At 72.3% G+C, this 16,955-nt stretch carries 15 protein-coding genes; 8 read left to right on the plus strand and 7 right to left on the minus strand.

Annotated elements, in window-relative coordinates:
* The first annotated feature begins 289 nt into the window (after nt 1-289).
* Both E1291_RS11365 and E1291_RS11370 read left to right on the plus strand, forming a co-directional pair.
* Nucleotides 290-799, plus strand: a complete 510-nt coding sequence (locus tag E1291_RS11365) for an RNA polymerase sigma factor (protein WP_131737722.1) — start codon at nt 290-292, stop codon at nt 797-799.
* Nucleotides 796-1,767 (plus strand): YbgA family protein, encoded by a 972-nt coding sequence (locus E1291_RS11370; RefSeq protein ID WP_131737723.1) that lies wholly within the window; start codon nt 796-798, stop codon nt 1,765-1,767. Before E1291_RS11365 ends, E1291_RS11370 begins: the two co-directional genes overlap by 4 nt.
* A 1-nt stretch (nt 1,768) precedes the next feature.
* On the opposite strand, the gene E1291_RS11375 is transcribed toward E1291_RS11370, so the two are convergent.
* Entirely contained in the window at nt 1,769-2,845 is a 1,077-nt protein-coding gene (locus tag E1291_RS11375) for a hypothetical protein (protein WP_131737724.1), read from the minus strand.
* Nucleotides 2,842-3,369 (minus strand): SigE family RNA polymerase sigma factor, encoded by a 528-nt coding sequence (locus E1291_RS11380; RefSeq protein ID WP_131737725.1) that lies wholly within the window; start codon nt 3,367-3,369, stop codon nt 2,842-2,844. The genes E1291_RS11375 and E1291_RS11380 overlap by 4 nt, the downstream gene beginning before the upstream one ends.
* Nucleotides 3,370-3,525: 156 nt before the next feature.
* Between E1291_RS11380 and E1291_RS11385 the strand changes: the two genes are divergently transcribed.
* Nucleotides 3,526-5,307: an asparagine synthase-related protein gene (locus E1291_RS11385; protein ID WP_165495070.1), complete on the plus strand. Its 1,782-nt coding sequence runs from the start codon at nt 3,526-3,528 to the stop codon at nt 5,305-5,307.
* Between the two features lie 128 nt (nt 5,308-5,435).
* Complete coding sequence (locus tag E1291_RS11390) at nt 5,436-5,993, plus strand: dihydrofolate reductase family protein (RefSeq protein ID WP_131737727.1); 558 nt, start codon at nt 5,436-5,438, stop codon at nt 5,991-5,993.
* A gap of 18 nt (nt 5,994-6,011) precedes the next feature.
* Here the strand turns inward: E1291_RS11390 and E1291_RS11395 are convergent, their stop codons facing one another.
* Together E1291_RS11395 and cas6 are read right to left on the minus strand one after the other, a co-directional pair.
* Nucleotides 6,012-7,259, minus strand: coding sequence for a glycosyltransferase (locus E1291_RS11395; RefSeq protein WP_131737728.1), 1,248 nt, complete (start codon nt 7,257-7,259; stop codon nt 6,012-6,014).
* Nucleotides 7,260-7,472: 213 nt separating this feature from the next.
* Entirely contained in the window at nt 7,473-8,162 is a 690-nt protein-coding gene (gene cas6, locus E1291_RS11400) for a CRISPR-associated endoribonuclease Cas6 (RefSeq protein WP_131737729.1), read from the minus strand.
* Nucleotides 8,163-8,545: 383 nt separating this feature from the next.
* Between cas6 and E1291_RS11405 the strand changes: the two genes are divergently transcribed.
* Complete coding sequence (locus E1291_RS11405; protein WP_131737730.1) at nt 8,546-8,893, plus strand: VOC family protein; 348 nt, start codon at nt 8,546-8,548, stop codon at nt 8,891-8,893.
* Between the two features lie 34 nt (nt 8,894-8,927).
* On the plus strand, nt 8,928-11,318 hold the full coding sequence (locus E1291_RS11410; protein ID WP_131737731.1) for an ATP-binding cassette domain-containing protein: 2,391 nt from the start codon (nt 8,928-8,930) through the stop codon (nt 11,316-11,318).
* 397 nt (nt 11,319-11,715) lie between these two features.
* On the opposite strand, the gene E1291_RS11415 is transcribed toward E1291_RS11410, so the two are convergent.
* A complete protein-coding gene (locus E1291_RS11415) occupies nt 11,716-12,135 on the minus strand; it encodes a MerR family transcriptional regulator (RefSeq protein ID WP_131737732.1) in 420 nt (139 codons plus the stop codon).
* A 59-nt stretch (nt 12,136-12,194) separates the two neighbouring features.
* On the opposite strand from E1291_RS11415, the gene E1291_RS11420 reads away from it, so the two are divergent.
* Complete coding sequence (locus E1291_RS11420) at nt 12,195-13,112, plus strand: NAD(P)-dependent oxidoreductase (protein WP_131737733.1); 918 nt, start codon at nt 12,195-12,197, stop codon at nt 13,110-13,112.
* 153 nt (nt 13,113-13,265) lie between these two features.
* On the opposite strand, the gene gad is transcribed toward E1291_RS11420, so the two are convergent.
* Both gad and E1291_RS11430 read right to left on the minus strand, forming a co-directional pair.
* Complete coding sequence (gene gad / locus E1291_RS11425) at nt 13,266-14,636, minus strand: glutamate decarboxylase (RefSeq protein ID WP_131737734.1); 1,371 nt, start codon at nt 14,634-14,636, stop codon at nt 13,266-13,268.
* A 22-nt stretch (nt 14,637-14,658) separates the two neighbouring features.
* Nucleotides 14,659-14,958, minus strand: a complete 300-nt coding sequence (locus E1291_RS11430) for a hypothetical protein (protein WP_131737735.1) — start codon at nt 14,956-14,958, stop codon at nt 14,659-14,661.
* Between the two features lie 351 nt (nt 14,959-15,309).
* On the opposite strand from E1291_RS11430, the gene E1291_RS11435 reads away from it, so the two are divergent.
* Nucleotides 15,310-16,944, plus strand: a complete 1,635-nt coding sequence (locus E1291_RS11435) for an ABC-F family ATP-binding cassette domain-containing protein (protein WP_131737736.1) — start codon at nt 15,310-15,312, stop codon at nt 16,942-16,944.
* Nucleotides 16,945-16,955: the final 11 nt, after the last annotated feature.

The raw sequence follows: 16,955 nt of genomic DNA on the forward strand, positions 1-16,955 counted from the left end.
ACCGCCGCGACCGGCGACCCGGGCTGGCTCGCCGAGCTGCCCGGGGCGCGCCCGGCGCCGCTGCTGCTGGTCGGCGGGCCGGGCTGGGCACTGGACCGGCTCCCTCCCGCCGTCCGCCCGGTGGAGTCGCTGCCCGCCGCGGTCGCCGCGCTCGGCGGGGCCTTCGGCCCGTCCTGACCCCCGCATAGGTCTGTACCAGGGCATATTTCCGTTCCCTTTGCGCTGCCCCGGTTGCGCGCGCCCACCGGATCGACTATGAACAATATTTGAAGCGATTTATGGAGGCGTCATGCTCATCGGAGAGCGGCTCGCCAACGACGACGAGACCGCGCTGGCCGAGTGCTACACCGCGCTGAGCCCGCTCGTCCGCCGCCACATCGCGGGCCTGGTCCCCCGCCACGCCGTGGACGACGTCGTCCAGGCGGTCTTCCTGGACGTCTGGCGCTGCCGTCACCGCTACGACACGGCCCGCGCCTTCGAACCCTGGGTGCTGGCCATCGCCCGCAAGCGCGCTATCGACAAGCTGCGCGCCGAGGCGCGCCACTACCGGCGCTCGGCCCCGCTCGACGACGTCACCACCGCCGGCGGCCCCACGACCGACTCCACCGGCGCCGTCGACGCGGCCTGTGACGTCCGCCGCGCGCTGGCGGCCCTGCCGCCGCCGCAGCGCCAGGCCCTCGTGCTGGCCCACTTCGGGCAGCTGACCCAGCGGGAGATCGCCGACCGGCTGGCGATCCCCCTCGGCACCGTCAAGGCGCGGACCACCCGCGGCCTGCGCCGGATGAGAGAACTGCTGTGAACGCACCCGCCCACCCGCGCCCCCGGCTCGCGGTGTCGAGCTGCCTGCTGGGCGCGCCCGTCCGCTACAACGGCGGCCACAGCCGTGACCGCTTCCTCACCGGCGCCCTGGCACCGCACGTCGACTGGACGCCCGTCTGCCCCGAGATGGAGATCGGCCTCGGTACGCCCCGGCCGACGCTCCGCCTCCGCACCGACGGGCGGCTCGTCACCAAGAACGGCGACGCCGACCACACCGGCGCCATGACCGCGCTCGCCGAGCGGCGCGTGCCCGATCTGTCGGACCTCGATGGCTACGTCCTGAAGTCGCGCTCCCCGAGCTGCGGGCTCCTCGGCCTCCCCCGCTACGCCTCCGGGACGCCCGGCGAACGCACCGACGGCCAGCCCGTCGACCGCCGCGGCCACGGGCTGTTCGCCGACCGGATCCGCGCGGCGCTCCCCGACCTGCCCACCGAGGAGGACGGCCGGCTCCGCGACCCCGTCCTGCGCGAGCACTTCGTCGAGCGCGTCTTCGCCCACGCCCGGCTCCGCGAGCTCTTCGCCCGCGACTGGCGGCCCCGCGACCTGGTCGCCTTCCACAGCGCGCACAAGCTGCAGATCCTCGCGCACACCCCGTCCGGCTACCGCGAGATGGGACGCATCGTCGCGCGCGCCGGGACCCGCGACCGCGAGGCGCTGGAGGAGGACTACCGCCACGCGTTCGCGGCGGCCTTCGCCGTCCGCGCCCGGCGCGGCCGGCACGCCAACGCGCTCATGCACGTCCTCGGCCCGCTGAGCGAGCGCCTCAACCAGCCCCGGCGCCACGACATCGTCACCGCGATCGAGTCCTACCGCGTGGGCGAATCCCCTCTCAGCGTCCCCATCGCCCTCCTACGCCACCATGCCGAAGGGGAAGAGCTCACCTACCTGGCCACCCAGACCTATCTGAACCCGTTCCCTGAGCCCCTGGCCCTCCGCCACCACCTGTGAGTCAGATCCTCCACGTGGCCAGGACGGCGCCGTCGGCGTCATAGCCGACGAGCTTGCCGGCCGCGTTCAGCTTCTTCGGGTTCACGCCCGGCAGCCGGACGGCGAAGACACGCTGGCCGCCGCCCAGATCGAAGGTCCGGGCCGTGAGGACCCGCCCGTCGTTGAGCCTCGCCGTCAGCCGCGCCATGCGGGGCGCCAGGAACCCGTACCACCAGACGGCGTCCGGCCCGTCGGAGACGTGGCCGACTCCGCCGAAGTACGGACCCTTGCCCGCGCTCACCCAGTGGCTCTCCCCTTCGCCGAACCCGACGGCATTACCGTCGCGGAAGGCCCGCATCGTCTCCGGCCTGCCGTTCCAATTCTGGAACGTGAACAGCGGAACGCCGGTCGTGAGCGGGCGCGGCTCGTCGACCATCCCGCCGGCCCCGGCCACGTTCGCACGCGTCACGGAACCGTCCCGGGACGTGAACGTCACACTCTTGGTCGCGTCCGCCGGGGACGGCGGAAAGGGCAGGTCGACGGTGATCTGCCACACGCGCCACTTCGACTTGGCGACCCGGACGAACTCGCCCGTCGCCGCCCCGTCCGTCATGGCCACCCGGGAGATCTGGTCGTCGGCGACGCCGTAGACGATCCTCCGCGCCGTCCGGGCGTCCTCCGTCACCGGCGCTTTGGCGGAACGCACCCCGACGACCCCCGCGTGCCGCCCCTGCGGAAGGTTCCACCCGCGGCAGTCGCCTCCGCCGCCGCCCAGCCGCCAGCAGAGCCTGCGGGCCGTGAACCACATCGACGTCCCGTTCCCGACGTCGACGACGGCGCTCACCGGGCGGTACCGCGGGTCGAGGTCCGGCGGCGCCGACGCGACCGGTCTGCCGCCGTCCGGCAGCCTGAGCAGCAGCGGCGACAACGCGACCGCCGCGACCGCGAGGGCCGCCGCCGGGATCGCGAACCGGCGCCGGCGGCGCTGCCGGTGCCCGCGCCGCGTCACCCGGCGCAGGTGCTCCGCGCCGGGATCGCCGCCCGGGACGACGCGGGCGGCACCGGCTCCGAGGGCCTCCCGGATCCGCTCCTCGATCATTTCGGCTCCTTCAGCCTGGTGTTCAGCGTGGCGATCGCACGGGCCGCGTGGGCCTTCACGGTGCCCAGGGCGACGTTCAATGTCTCCGCGGTCTCCCGTTCGGTCAGGTCGAGCCAGTACCGCAGCACGATGACCTCCCGCTGGCGGCGCGGCAACCGGGTCAGCGCCGCCAGCAGTTCCCGCACCGACTCGTTGTGCACCACCGACGACTCCGCCGAGGAGATCTCCGTCTCCGCGGCGAGATGCCGGTGGTGGCGGCGCGCCATCCTCAGGTGCCGCAGCCGGTTCCGGTTGAGGTTGCAGACCGTGCTCCGCAGGTAGGCCAGCGCCGCGTCGGGGTCGCGCAGCGCGTGCCCCTTGCGGTGCAGCCGGACGAACGCCTCCTGGACCACGTCCTCGGGGTCGTCGGCGCCGAGCAGTGACGCGAGCCGTACCAGCCCCCAGAAATGACCGTCGAAGAGCTCCTCGCACGGGTCCCCGAACGGGGGGACGCCGGCGCTCTCCAGGTCCGCCGCAGTGGTCATGGGACAGAGACCACCAGGTCGACGAAAGGTTTACAAACGGATTCAAAACCAAGAGATGAACGCCCTTGGGATACAAGATGAACTCTCGGTTCAACTGTCAACCGCTGTCATCCGGACGGGTCTCTGGGGTTCACGCCCCCCGAAGGGATCATGTCCATGCGCGCCTATCTCGCCCTGTCCACCGGCGGTCCGACCCGGATCCCTCCGGAGGTCCTCGCCCGGATCAGGGAGGTGGCGCCCCGGTGCGTCCCGGTGCCGGCCCACGACCTGCGCGCTGAGGAGTGGGTCTCCGACGACGGCGCCACCGCGCTGCTCGGCTGGACGAACGAGCCCGCGCACCCGCTGCTGCCGCCGCTCATCACCGAGCACGCCGGACGCGTCCTCGGCCACTGCGGCTACCTAGGCGATCCCGGCGACGACCGGCGCCTGCTGGAGAGCACCGACCTGGCCGGCACCGCGGAGGGGCTCGGCGGCTGCTTCTCCCTGTTCCGCGCCGGACCGGGCGGCTTCGAGGCGGTCACCTCGATCACCCGGGTGTGCCCCGTGTACCACGCGACGTCCGGCGGCCTCCACCTCGCGGGCAGCCGCGCCCTCCTCGTCCACCTCGCGACCAACCGCACGCCGGTCCTCGACGTCCCGGCGCTCCAGCCGATGGTCCGCCACGGCTTCTTCGCCACCGACGAGACCCCGTTCGCCGGCGTCCGGGCCCTGCCCAACGCGGCGTCCCTCACCGTCGAGGCCGACGGCATCGTCACGATCATCGAGCGGTCCTTTCCGGAGCAGGCGCCGCCGCCCCGCACCGCCAAGGAGGCCCGCGCCCTGCTGGCCCGGCCCGCCGAAGCCCTCCTCGCCGCGGTCGAACCGCTGCGGCGGCACAGCGACCCCGTCCGCCTCGCCCTCTCCGGCGGGCGCGACAGCCGTCTCCTCGCCGCCGTGCTGCACGCCGCCGGGGTTCCCTTCCACACCCGCACACACGGCTTCCCCGACCACCCCGACCCGATCCTGGCCGCCCGCGTCGCCGGCATCCTCGGCGTCGAGCACCGCTTCGAGCCGACCGCCCCCACCGCCGCCCGGGACTCGATCGAGGTCGAGCACCCGCTCGTCCGCGCCCACCACGTCATCCGCATGTGCGAGGGCATGACGTCCGCCTACGAGTCCGTCGACCGCCACGAGCCCTACACGCTGGCGCCCCGCACGTCCGGCTCGGGCGGCGAGACCCTGCGCGGCGGCTTCCTCTACGACCAGGACGACATCTCCCCGAAGGCCCTCCAGCGCCGCGTCCGCTCGATCTTCCTGTCGGCCGAGGGCTTCGCCACCCCCGAGGCCAACGACCGGGCCCGCCTCCACCATGAAAGGTGGGCGTCCGAGGCCGGCCCCGACGCGCTCGACAAGCTCTACCTCTTCTACCGGACGGGCCGGTGGATCGTCGGCTCGCACACCGCCACCCTGATGAACTCCACCTACTACCACCCGTTCTTCGACAACCGGGTGGTCCGCGAGATGCTCACCCTCCCCGCCCTCTGGCGGCACAGCGAGGAGCCCTTCCACGGCCTCATCTCGCTTCTGGCCCCGAAACTGCGCGACGTGCCGACCGAGGGCAAGCGCTGGCGCTTCGAGCGCACCGGCGCGCGCCGCCTCTCCGAGTTCCGCGCCCGCAGGAACCGCGCCCCGCTCGTCCCCACCGGCCGGACCTCGTCCTTCAACTGGCGCAAGTCCTACGACCCCGGTTTCCTGGCCATCCTCCGCGACCAGGTGATGAACGGCCCCCGCGAGCTCTTCGACATCGTCAACGAGACGAAGGCCAAGGAGCACTTCGCGTCCGTCCCCACCTCGTGGTCGAACCAGATCTGGCACATCTACACGCTCAGCGTCCTGCTCTCCAACGACTGGCAGTCGACACCCCCGGACCTGCCCCGGGTCCGAATCCCCCTCCCATGACCCGAGACACGGCCGAGGCCGCGCCGGCTGCTCACATGACCGGGGCGGCCGGGCGGAAATCCGGCCCGGCGCGATGAGTTCGGCCGATGCCGCCGGTATCTACCGGTGAGCATCGAAAGGATCCCATCGTGAGCGTCATCGTCATCGAGTTCATCACCCTGGACGGGATCGTGTCCGACCCGGACGGGTCGGCGGGCACTCCGCTGGGCGGCTGGGCGTTCCGGCACGGCCCCGAGACGGTCGCCGGGGACAAGTTCCGGCTCGGAGCCGTCCTGGACGACGGCGTCATGCTGCTGGGCCGCGCGACATGGCAGCTGTTCTCGGGTCTCTGGCCTGAGCGCGACGACCCGTTCTCCCAGCGGATGAACGCCGCCTCGAAGCTGGTCGCCAGCCGCACGCTGGCCGACACCTCGGCATGGGCCAACTCCACGGTCATGGACGGCGACCTTCTCGACGCCGTCAGGCGCGAGGAGCGCGACGTGGTCATCACCGGCAGCCTGAGCGTCGTGCGCGCGCTGATGGCCGCGGACCTGGTCGACGAGTACCGTCTTCTGACCTTTCCCACGGTCCTCGGCGGGGGCGAGCGGCTCTTCCCCGCCGGCACGCCCACCGCCTACCTGCAATGCCTGTCGGCCGAATCGGTCGGCGCCGCCGTCCTCACCCGCTATGGGAGAGAAGGGCGCTGACCGTCCTCCCCACGACGGTCACGTCGGCGTATGCGCGGGGGTGGGGGGCTCCGCACCGCCACCCCCGCCGAGCAGCAGCCTCGCGGCCATCAGTGCCCCGTCGGTGCGGACGACGCCGGCCACGATCTCCGTGCGTTCCCGGGTGTCGTCCGTCAGGGCCGTGCCGAGCGCGGCCGACAGGGACTCGACGGTCGGCGCCGGGCCGTCGTGCGCCGCGCCGATGCCCAGCGCGGCGACCCGGGCGGCCCAGCGCGGCTGGTCCGCGATCTGGGGCACCACCACCTGGGGCGCCCCTGCCAGGGCGGCCTTCGTGGTGGTCCCGGCGCCGCCGTGATGCACGACGGCGGCCACCCGGCCGAACAGGGCCCGATGGTTGACCTCGCCGACGGCGAGGCAGTCGCCCCGGTCGTCGATCGGCGCCAGGCCGGCCCAGCCGCGCCCGAGCAGGACGCGGCGGCCTTGCGCCCGGACCGCCTCGACGGCGACCCGGGCGAGGTCCGGGGCCATGTGCATCGCCATGCTGCCGAACCCCACGTACACCGGCGGCTCACCGGCGTCCAGGAACTCCTCCAGGTCCTCCGGGAGCGGCCGATCGTCAGGCAGGATCCACGCCCCGGTCTGCACGACGTCGAGTTCCGTCATGTCCTGCCACGGCCCCAGAACAGGGTCGGCCGCCAGCCACGGCTGCTTGGTGAAGACGTGGTCACGGACGTTGTCGACGGGCGGCAGGCCGATCGCCGCCCGGTGGCCGTTGAGCGCCTCGCGGTACAGGGCGTTCACCCGCTCGGCGTCCTCCTCCCACAGCACCCTGTAGTCGGTCTCCTCCCGCGAGGACGCCCGGCCCGGACGCGCCATCGGAGGGAAGTGCCGCGACGGCAGCCCGAACGGATGGAAGCACGCGAGGACATAGCGGATGCCCAGCTTCTCCGCCACCGACCGCGCCCCGGCCGGCATCAGGCCGGTCGCCACCAGCGCGTCGGCCCCCTCGGCCGCGGCGGTGAGCGTCTCGAACCGCGCGGCGACCAGTTCGGGCGCGAGCCGGAACGCGTCCGCGGGCGACGGCGGCCGCGCCCCGGTCACCACCGAGCGCACCGGCGGGCCGAGCGGCACCGGCGTCACCCCGGCACCTGTCAGCAGCGCCGTGAACTCCTCGTCCGGCGGCGCGCACACCCGCACGTCCGCGCCGAGCTCACGCAGCGCCACCGCGAGCGCCGCCAGCGGCTCCACGTCCCCACGCGACCCCCATGTCGACAACACCACTCGCATGTCGTGAATCCCCCATTTTCCCCAGGCTCCGCCTTCGGCCGACAATCCTGAGGGACGACCCGGGTCTTGCCGCAAGCCCCCCGGTGCGCTATAAAGTAAGAAGTGGCAGGGAGTTCAACTCCCTGCCTTTTCTCATCTCACGCCCGGCTCATTCACGCGAATGGCGGCCACCCCGCGTTCCGCGGCGGGCGGCCTTCGCCGCACCGTTCCGGGTCATCTGACGCAGCCGAAGCCCTGGACCGTGTACAGGCCGAGGCCCCAGTCGCGGACGGCGTCCAGCAGTGCCGGGGCGGCGCTCACCCGGATCTTGGCCGTGGCGCCGATCCGCATCGCCCCGTGCACGTCGAAGCGCCGCCGTGGCCCGGCCTCCAGGACCTCCAGTTCGACCTCGGACGGCAGCTTCAGGACGTCGGCCTTGTGGCGCAGGTTCCGCAGCTGGCATTCCTCGTACAGCCGGTCGCCCGGGAGCAGGTAACGGTCCTCGTGCTTGACGATGATCGGCGAGACGGACTCGAACACGCCCTCGCCGGCGGAGTGGTCCGGGGTCGTCTCCATCTGGACGCCGCGCACCGACAGGGCGATCCGTCCCCAGTCGACCGTCACGCGGCCGGCGAGCGCCGCCAGCAGGAGCCCCGCGAGTTGCGGGATGGGGGAACCCAGCCAGATCGTCCCGTTCGCGGAGGTCGTGTAGGTGCCCTTGCGCGCCTTGGCGCCCGCGAAGAGGGGCGGGGAGATGCCGAGCGGCTTGAGCGGGTGCCCGGCCCATCCGTGGTCATGGATCCGCGCCGTCAACCCGGGATCCTGCGATCTCAGCAGGCCGTACACGACGCCCCGGGCGGGGCCATGGACGTCATCCCACGCCATGACCGGCTCGCTGGCCGCCACGGCTACCCGAAACCTCAAACACACTCCAACCCGGATACCCGACCGAGCTACCTACGTATAGCCCTCAACCACCTCAGCGGCGTACACATCGCATAAGACACCGGGATCGTGGCCGCACCCGGCCAATCACGACAATCGGCGATCGGAACAAAGGAGGCATTTTCCTATTAGCGCATGGTTCCCCATGAATTACGGCAGAGCGGACTAACGTCACATTCAGCGCCATCGAGCGGGGCGGCCGGGCCAGGGTCCGCCGCGGGGGGACGGGGGCCGGCCGCCGGTGACCAAGACGGTCAGGATTCGAGAAGCGCCCTTCACCGACGCGCACGTAGCGTGATCGTCACGGGCCGGACCACCCGTCCGGGCTGCCTACCTTGGAACGAACCACATCGGGAGCGACCATGACCACCCAGGGGATCAAGACCGTACTGCACCCCGTCTCCGACATCGCGGCGGCCAAGGAGGTCTACACCGCGCTGCTCGGCGTCCCGCCGCAGACCGACGAGTCCTACTATGTCGGTTTCGAGGTCGAAGGTCAGCACATCGGGCTGGTGCCGGGCGGCGGGCCGCAGGCCATGACCTCGCCCGTGGCCTACTGGCACGTACCGGACATCGAGGCGAAGATCGCCGAGGTGACCGCCGCCGGCGCCACCGTCAAGGAGGCGGCGCACGACGTCGGCGGAGGCCGCCTGGTGGCCACCGTCACCGACCCCGACGGCAACGTCCTCGGGCTGCTTCAGGACCGATGAGAGCCGGCCCCCCGGCCCCCCGGATGGAGAGACGATGAGCATCGCCACCAGGACGGGCGCGCAGCCGCCCGAGCAGCACGACGCCGACGGCCACGACCTGATCCGCGTGCACGGCGCGCGCGAGAACAACCTCAGGGACGTCAGCGTCGACCTCCCCAAGCGGCGCCTGACGGTGTTCACCGGCGTGTCCGGCTCGGGCAAGAGCTCGCTGGTGTTCGCCACGATCGCCGCCGAGTCGCAGCGGATGATCAACGAGACGTACAGCACCTTCGTGCAGGGCTTCATGCCGACGCTCGCGCGGCCCGAGGTCGACGTGCTGGAGGGGCTGACGACGGCGATCATCGTCGACCAGCAGCGGATGGGCGCCGACCCCCGCTCCACGGTCGGCACCGCCACCGACGCCCACGCGATGCTGCGCATCCTGTTCAGCCGGCTCGGCGAGCCGCACGTCGGCTCGCCCAACGCCTTCTCCTTCAACGTCCCGACGGTCCGGGCGAGCGGCGCGATCACGGTCGAGCGCGGTGAGGCCAAGACCGTCAAGCAGACGTTCACCCGCACCGGGGGCATGTGCCCGGGGTGTGAGGGCCGGGGCACCGTCTCCGACATCGACCTCACCCAGCTCTACGACGACTCCAAGTCGCTCGCCGAGGGCGCGATCACCATCCCCGGCTACAAAGCGGACAACCAGTGGACGGTGGGGCTCTTCACCCAGTCGGGCTTCCTCGACCCGGACAAGCCGATCCGGAAGTACACCAAGAAGGAACTGGACGACTTTCTCTACAAAGAGCCCGTCAAGGTGAAGGTCAACGGGATCAACCTCACTTATGAGGGCCTGGTCCCGAAGGTGCAGAAGTCGTTCCTCGCCAAGGACCGGGAGGCGATGCAGCCGCACATCCGGGCGTTCGTGGACCGGGCGGTCACCTTCACCGCCTGCCCCGAGTGCGGCGGTACCCGGCTCAGCGCGGCGGCCCGCTCGTCCAAGATCGACGGGATGAGCATCGCCGACGCGTGCGCGATGCAGATCAGCGACCTGGCCGCGTGGGTCCGGGGCCTCGACCGGCCCTCGGTGGCGCCGCTGCTCGCGACGCTCGGGCGGACCCTCGACTCGTTCGTGGAGATCGGGCTCGGGTACATCTCGCTCGACCGGCCGGCCGGGTCGCTGTCGGGCGGCGAGGCGCAGCGGGTCAAGATGATCCGCCACCTCGGCTCCTCGCTCACCGACGTCACCTACGTCTTCGACGAGCCCACCATCGGCCTCCACCCGCACGACATCCAGCGGATGAACGGCCTGCTGCTGCGCCTGCGCGACAAGGGCAACACGGTGCTCGTGGTGGAGCACAAGCCGGAAACGATCGCGATCGCCGACCACGTCGTCGATCTCGGCCCCGGCGCGGGCACGGCGGGCGGCACCGTCTGCTTCGAGGGCACCGTCGAGGGGCTGCGGGCGAGCGGCACCGTCACCGGCCGCCATCTGGACGACCGGGCCGCGCTCAAGAAGTCGGTGCGGACGCCCACCGGCGCCCTGGAGATCCGCGGCGCGACGGCGAACAACCTCGCCGACGTCGACGTCGACATCCCGCTCGGCGTGCTCACCGTGATCACCGGCGTCGCCGGCTCGGGCAAGAGCTCGCTCGTGCACGGGTCGATCCCCGCCGGGGCGGGCGTCGTGTCGATCGACCAGGACGCGATCCGCGGCTCGCGGCGCAGCAACCCGGCGACCTACACCAAGATGCTCGACCCGATCCGCAAGGCGTTCGCCAAGGCCAACGGGGTGAAGCCGGCGTTGTTCAGCGCCAACTCCGAGGGCGCCTGCCCGAACTGCAACGGCGCGGGCGTCGTCTTCACCGACCTCGCGATGATGGCGGGCGTCGCCACCACCTGCGAGGAGTGCGAGGGGAAGCGGTTCGAGGCGTCGGTGCTGGACCACCGCCTCGGCGGCCGCGACATCGCCGAGGTGCTCGCGATGTCGGTGGCCGAGGCCGCGGAGTTCTTCGGCTCCGGCGAGGCGCGCACGCCGGCCGCGCGCGTCGTCCTGGACCGGCTCGCCGACGTTGGGCTCGGCTACCTCACCCTCGGCCAGCCGCTCACCACGCTGTCGGGCGGCGAGCGGCAGCGGCTCAAGCTCGCCACCCACATGGCCGCCAAGGGCGGCGTCTACGTCCTCGACGAGCCGACCACCGGGCTCCACCTCGCCGACGTCGAACAGCTGCTCGGCCTGCTCGACCGGCTCGTCGACTCCGGCACGTCGGTCATCGTCATCGAGCACCACCAGGCGGTCATGGCGCACGCCGACTGGATCATCGATCTCGGTCCCGGCGCCGGTCACGACGGCGGCCGGGTCGTCTTCGAGGGCACGCCCGCCGACCTCGTCGCCGCCCGCTCCACCCTCACCGGCGAGCACCTGGCCGACTACGTCGGCACCTGACGGCCCACAGCCGACGTCCGGTAGACGCCACCGTTAGCGGGACCCCGGCCTTCGCGGGGACGCGGCGCTCGGGGACGGGCTCACGGTGGTGCTCAGCCGTCACGCGAGCGCGCGCCCTGACCGGCGGGGCGATGCCGAAGGCGAGCCCCGCCGGGAAGATCGCGAAGCGATTCGCGCTCGCACGAGAGCGGTCACGGGCGAGCCGCTAGGCGAGCCCGTGACCCGGCCTCGCAGTCAACGGCCCTTCGCGGGAGGCCGCGCCGGGGACGGGCTCACGGTGGTGCTCAGCCGTCACGCGAGCGCGCGCCCTGACCGGCGGGGCGACGCCGAAGGCGAGCCCCGCCGGGAAGATCGCGAAGCGATTCGCGCTCGCACGAGAACGGTCACGGGCGAGCCGCTAGGCGAGTCCGTGGGCCGGGCTCGCAGTCAACACAGCCGCGCAGTCTTCGGGGTCGACGGGGTCGAGGCGTGTGGTGGCCTCGATGAGGACGTCCAGCCGGTCCCGCGCGGTCAGCAGCTCGGACGCGGCGGCGGTGAGCCGCTCCCGCTCGCGCCGCAGGTCGGGGAGCATGCCGCCGCAGGCCGGCGTCGGCCCGTCCCCGTCGTCGGTCATGCAGGGCAGCAGCTCGCCGATCGTCGCGGTGCTCAGCCCGGCGGCGAGCAGGAGGCGGATGCCCCGGACCGTGACGGCGTCCTCCTCCCGGTACTCGCGGTAGCCACTGGGCCGACGCGGCGGGTGGAGGAGGCCCTGCTCCTCGTAGTAGCGCAACGCGCGCACGCTGACCCCCGTCAGCCGGGACAGTTCTCCGATCCGCATGTGACGACCGCCACTTCGAGTTGACTCTCACGCCGGTGTGAGACTCCAACCTAATCCGTATGACAGATCACACTTCACCCGAAAGGAACAGCACCGAGGTCACCGTCGCCGGGCTCGGGCCCATGGGCTCGGCGCTGGCGGAGACGTTCCTCGACAAGGGCCGCTCCCTGACGGTCTGGAACCGGACCCCCGGCAAGGCGGACGGCCTGGTCGCCCGGGGGGCGCGGCGCGCGGCCACGGTCGCCGAGGCCGTGGCCGCGAGCCCCGTCACGGTCATGTGCCTCAACGACTACACGACCATGTACGCGGTGTTCGGGTCCGCCGGAGCGGCGCTCCGGGACCGGACGCTCGTGAACCTCAACTCCGGGACGCCGCGGGAGGCCCGCGCCGCGGCGGACTGGGCCGCCGCGCGGGACGTCCGCTACCTCGACGGCGCGATCATGGTGCCGCCGCCCCTGGTCGGCGACCCCGGGGCGGTCTTCCTGTACGGCGGCCCCCGGGAGGTCTTCGACCGGCACCGGACGGTCCTGGACGACCTGGGCGACCCCCGCCTCCTCGGCGCCGACCCGGGTCTGGCGGTGCTGCTCAACACGGCGTTGCTCGGGCTGATGTACGCGACCCTGAACGGTTACCTGCACGGCGCGGCCCTGGCCGCCTCGGCGGGGATGACCGCGGCCGGGTTCGCCGAGCTCGCGGCGGGCTGGTTCATGCCGGTCGTGCTGCCCCCCGCGACGTTCGCCGGGCAGGCGGCGAACATGGACGAGGGCCTCTACCCCGGGGACCTCGGAACCATGGAGATGAACCTGACCGCGATCGAGCACATCACCCGCACCAGCGTCGAGCAGGGAGTCCGGCCGGACCACCCGGAGCTGATGCGGGCCCTCGCCGAGCAGGCCATCGCCGAGGGGCACGGCACCGAGAACTACTTCGCCATGTTCGAGGTCTTCAAGGGATCCGGAGCCCGCGCGGCCCGCTGACCGCTCCCGCCTCGGCGGCGTCCCCTCGTCCAGGCCCCGGTTCGCACGTCCGAGGGCCTGGACGAGGCAGGGCGGCAGGCAGGGCAGGAGGCAGGGCAGGAGGCAGGGCAGGAGGCAGGGCGGCAGGCAGCGCAGCAAACACCGAGGTGGGTCTCAGTGGTGGAATCCGGCTCTCGCCTTGTCGGGCGGGGTGCCGTGGGCCAGGCGGTCCAGGCAACGGCGTAGATCCTGCGCGAGCAGGGCGATCTCGTCCCGGCCGACGCCGTGGCGGATGAGAACGCGCTGGATGACGGTGTCCTCCCGGTCCGGGGGCAGCGGGTAGGACGGGACCTGCCAGCCGCGCATCCGCATGAGGTCGGACAGGTCGTACAGCGAGAAGCCCGCCCCGGCGGGGTCGGCGAGCGTGTACGACACCGCGGGCAGGGCGCCCTGCCCGTCGTAGAGCAGGGTGAAGGGGCCCATGTTCGCGATCTCGCCGGCGAGATAGCGGGCCGTGTCGGCGCACGCCTGCTGGACGCGCCGGTAGCCGTCCCGGCCGAGCCGCAGGAACAGGTAGTACTGCGCGATGACCTCGCCGCCGGGCCGCGAGAAGTTCAGCGAGAAGGTCGGCATGTCGCCGCCGAGGTAGTTCACCCGGAAGACGAGGTCCTCCGGCAGGAGGTCCGCCTCCCGCCACACGATCCAGCCGACGCCGAGCGGCGCGAGACCGTACTTGTGGCCGGACGCGTTGATGGAGGCCACCCGCTCGATCCGGAAGTCCCAGGGCAGGTTCGGATGCAGGAACGGGGCGACGAAACCGCCGCTGGCGGCGTCGACGTGGACGGGGATGTCCCAGCCGTGCTCCTCCTGGATGCGGTCGAGCTCGGCGGCGATCTCCCGGACCGGCTCGTAGTCGCAGGTGAAGGTCACCCCCATGATCGCGACGACGCCGATGGTGTTCTCGTCGACGTACCGTTCGAGCTGGTGGGGGCGCAGGCCCGTCGCACCCGGCTCCAGCGGCACCTGGCGCAGCTCCACGTCGAAGTAGCGGGCGAACTTGTCCCAGCAGATCTGCACCGGGCCGCACACCAGGTTGGGCCGGCCGGTGGACCCGCCCTCGGCCGCCCGCCGCTGCCGCCAGCGCCATTTCAGCGCGAGACCGCCGAGCATCGCCGCCTCGCTCGACCCGGTCGTGGAGCAGCCCATCGTGCCCGCGCCCGCCGGCGAGTTCCACAGGTCGGCCAGGATGTGGACGCAGCGGGACTCGATCTCCGCGGTCTGCGGGTACTCGTCCTTGTCGACCATGTTCTTGCCGAGGCATTCGTTCATGAGCCGGTGGATCTCGTCCTCCGACCACGTCGTGCAGAACGTCGCGAGGTTCTGCACCGCGTTCCCGTCCAGCAGCAGCTCGTTGTGGAGCGCCGCGTAGACGACCTTCGGCGGCGAGACGTCCTCCGGAATGCGGTACTTCGCCAGGGTCTCGCCGCTCAGCGGCGCCGCGAAGACGTCGGTCTCCTTGTCGTCCCCCACCCGGTGCAGTGCCATGTGCCCTCCCCGCTCCGCCGGTTCACAAGAAGGCGCGGCGCACGACCACGCCGTGCCCGATCGGGCCGTCGCGGCGAAGCTGGAACGCCCGGCCCGTCCGCAGCTCCTCCTCGGCGCGGTCGTCGGTGACGGTCAGCGTGGCCTCCCGCCGGCGCTCCCCCGGCCGGAACGGCTCGCCGTCGTCGGCGGCGGCCAGCGCGCCCATGTCGCCGTCGGTGCCCTCCGGCCTGATCCCGACCTCCCATGTCGCGCTGGGCAGGCCCGTGGACGACCGAACCCCGGCGTCGATCGTCAGCAGCACCCGGAACCTCATGGTCTTCATCTCTCACCTCGCGATGGGAGGTGGTCCGTGGCTCATGCCTGCTTATGCCTGCTTCCCCGTCCGGGAAAAGCAATCGGCGCGCCATGGGTTGCCCAACTATGGCGGGCGTCCCGCCGGCGGGCCCGAAAGGTCATTTCGAGGGCGTGGAGGTGTGTTGCTAGGGTGGGCCGCGAGCAGCCCAGATCTCAGGGAGACCAGACGTGGCAGGTGACGACGACATCTCCGGGTGATTCCCGGAAGTGATCGGCCACCGGCGGGCGCGCGGACGCGCCGCCGCCGTGGCCATCGCGTCGTTTCCCGTCCCTTCCGGGTGCCTTTCGCGCGCCCGTGTCTTCTCACGAGGTCACTCGCATGTCCGACGCGTTCGTCATCTGCTCGCATCTCTCCTTCTCCTGGCCTGACGACACCCCTGTCTTCCAGGACCTGTCCTTCACCGTGGGCGGAGGCAGGACGGGGCTCGTCGCGCCGAACGGCGCCGGGAAGAGCACCCTGCTCAAGCTGATCGCCGGGGAGTACCGGCCGGCCGGCGGGACGGTCACCGTCGAGGGGGTGCTCGGCCATCTGCCGCAGACCCTCCCGCTCGACGGCGCCCTGACCGCGGCGGACGTCCTCGGCGTCGCCCCCGTGATCAGGGCGCTGGACGCCATCGAGGCCGGGGACGCGAGCGAGGAGCACTTCACCACGATCGGCAACGACTGGGACGTCGAGGAGCGCACCCGCGCCCAGCTCGACCGTCTCGGCCTCACCGACGTCGGCCTCTCCCGCCGCCTGGACACCCTCAGCGGCGGGCAGGTCGTCTCCCTCGGCCTCGCCGCGCAACTGCTGAAGCGGCCGGACGTCCTGCTGCTGGACGAGCCGACCAACAACCTCGACCTCGACGCCCGGCACCGGCTCTACGACGTGCTGGAGGAGTGGAACGGCTGCCTGCTCCTGGTCAGTCACGACCGCGCGCTGCTCGACCGCATGGACCGGATCGCCGAGCTCGACCGCGGCGAGATCCGGTTCCACGGCGGCAACTTCACCGCCTACGAGGAGGCGGTGCGGGCCGCGCGGGAGGTCGCCGAGAAGAACGTCCGCAACGCCGAGCAGGAGGTGAAACGAGAGAAGCGGGAGATGCAGCAGGCCCGGGAGCGGGCCGCGCGGCGGGCGGGCAACGCCGAGCGCAACCTCAAGAACGCCGGCCTGCCGAAGATCGTCGCCGGGGGGCTGAAGCGGCGCGCCCAGGAGTCGGCGGGCCGGGCGGACGAGACGCACGCCGCGCGGCTCGGCGATGCCAGGGCCCGCCTCGACGAGGCCGGGCGCGCCGTGCGCGAGGACGAGCGGATCTCGCTGGAGCTGCCGGGCACGAAGGTCCCGGCCGGGCGGACGGTCTTCCTCGGCGAGGGGATGCGGGTCCGCCGCGGCGACCGGGCGATCTTCACCGGGGAGGGCGCCGACCTGGTGATCCGGGGCCCGGAGCGGATCGCGCTGACCGGTCCCAACGGCGCCGGGAAGTCGACCCTGCTCCGCCTGGTCGAAGGCGGCCTGGAACCGGCGGGCGGGCGGACGCGCCGCGCGGACGGGCGGGTGGCCTACCTCTCCCAGCGGCTGGACCTGCTGGACCTCGACCGGACCGTGGCCGAGAGCCTGGCCGCGGCGGCGCCCACGATGCCCGAGGCGGAGCGGATGAACCTGCTGGCCCGGTTCCTGTTCCGTGGTCCCCGCGTCCACCTCCCGATCGGGGCGCTGTCGGGCGGTGAACGGCTGCGCGCGACGCTCGCCTGCGTCCTGTGCGCCGAGCCGCCGCCGCAACTGCTGCTCCTGGACGAGCCGACCAACAACCTCGACCTGGTCAGCGTCGGCCAGCTCGTGAGCGCGCTCGGCTCCTACCAGGGCGCGTTCGTGGTGGTGAGCCACGACGAGCGGTTCCTCGCCGACATCGGCGTGGAGCGCTGGCTGCGGCTCGCCGAGGGGCACCTGATCGAAACGGGGCCGCCGGAGGCGTAGCGGACGCCCCG

The sequence above is a fragment of the Actinomadura roseirufa genome (genome assembly GCF_900659635.1).
Lineage (GTDB): Bacteria > Actinomycetota > Actinomycetes > Streptosporangiales > Streptosporangiaceae > Spirillospora > Spirillospora roseirufa.

What these genes read in the sequence shown, in the direction of transcription:
- E1291_RS11375 (WP_131737724.1), bottom strand. Translation starts at nt 2,845, where the DNA reads ATGATCGAGGAGCGGATCCGGGAGGCCCTCGGAGCCGGTGCCGCCCGC.
- E1291_RS11385 (WP_165495070.1), top strand. Translation starts at nt 3,526, where the DNA reads ATGCGCGCCTATCTCGCCCTGTCCACCGGCGGTCCGACCCGGATCCCT.
- E1291_RS11430 (WP_131737735.1), bottom strand. Translation starts at nt 14,958, where the DNA reads ATGAAGACCATGAGGTTCCGGGTGCTGCTGACGATCGACGCCGGGGTT.
- E1291_RS11405 (WP_131737730.1), top strand. Translation starts at nt 8,546, where the DNA reads ATGACCACCCAGGGGATCAAGACCGTACTGCACCCCGTCTCCGACATC.
- E1291_RS11380 (WP_131737725.1), bottom strand. Translation starts at nt 3,369, where the DNA reads ATGACCACTGCGGCGGACCTGGAGAGCGCCGGCGTCCCCCCGTTCGGG.
- E1291_RS11435 (WP_131737736.1), top strand. Translation starts at nt 15,310, where the DNA reads ATGTCCGACGCGTTCGTCATCTGCTCGCATCTCTCCTTCTCCTGGCCT.
- E1291_RS11395 (WP_131737728.1), bottom strand. Translation starts at nt 7,259, where the DNA reads ATGCGAGTGGTGTTGTCGACATGGGGGTCGCGTGGGGACGTGGAGCCG.
- E1291_RS11420 (WP_131737733.1), top strand. Translation starts at nt 12,195, where the DNA reads ATGACAGATCACACTTCACCCGAAAGGAACAGCACCGAGGTCACCGTC.
- E1291_RS11365 (WP_131737722.1), top strand. Translation starts at nt 290, where the DNA reads ATGCTCATCGGAGAGCGGCTCGCCAACGACGACGAGACCGCGCTGGCC.
- E1291_RS11410 (WP_131737731.1), top strand. Translation starts at nt 8,928, where the DNA reads ATGAGCATCGCCACCAGGACGGGCGCGCAGCCGCCCGAGCAGCACGAC.
- gad (WP_131737734.1), bottom strand. Translation starts at nt 14,636, where the DNA reads ATGGCACTGCACCGGGTGGGGGACGACAAGGAGACCGACGTCTTCGCG.
- E1291_RS11415 (WP_131737732.1), bottom strand. Translation starts at nt 12,135, where the DNA reads ATGCGGATCGGAGAACTGTCCCGGCTGACGGGGGTCAGCGTGCGCGCG.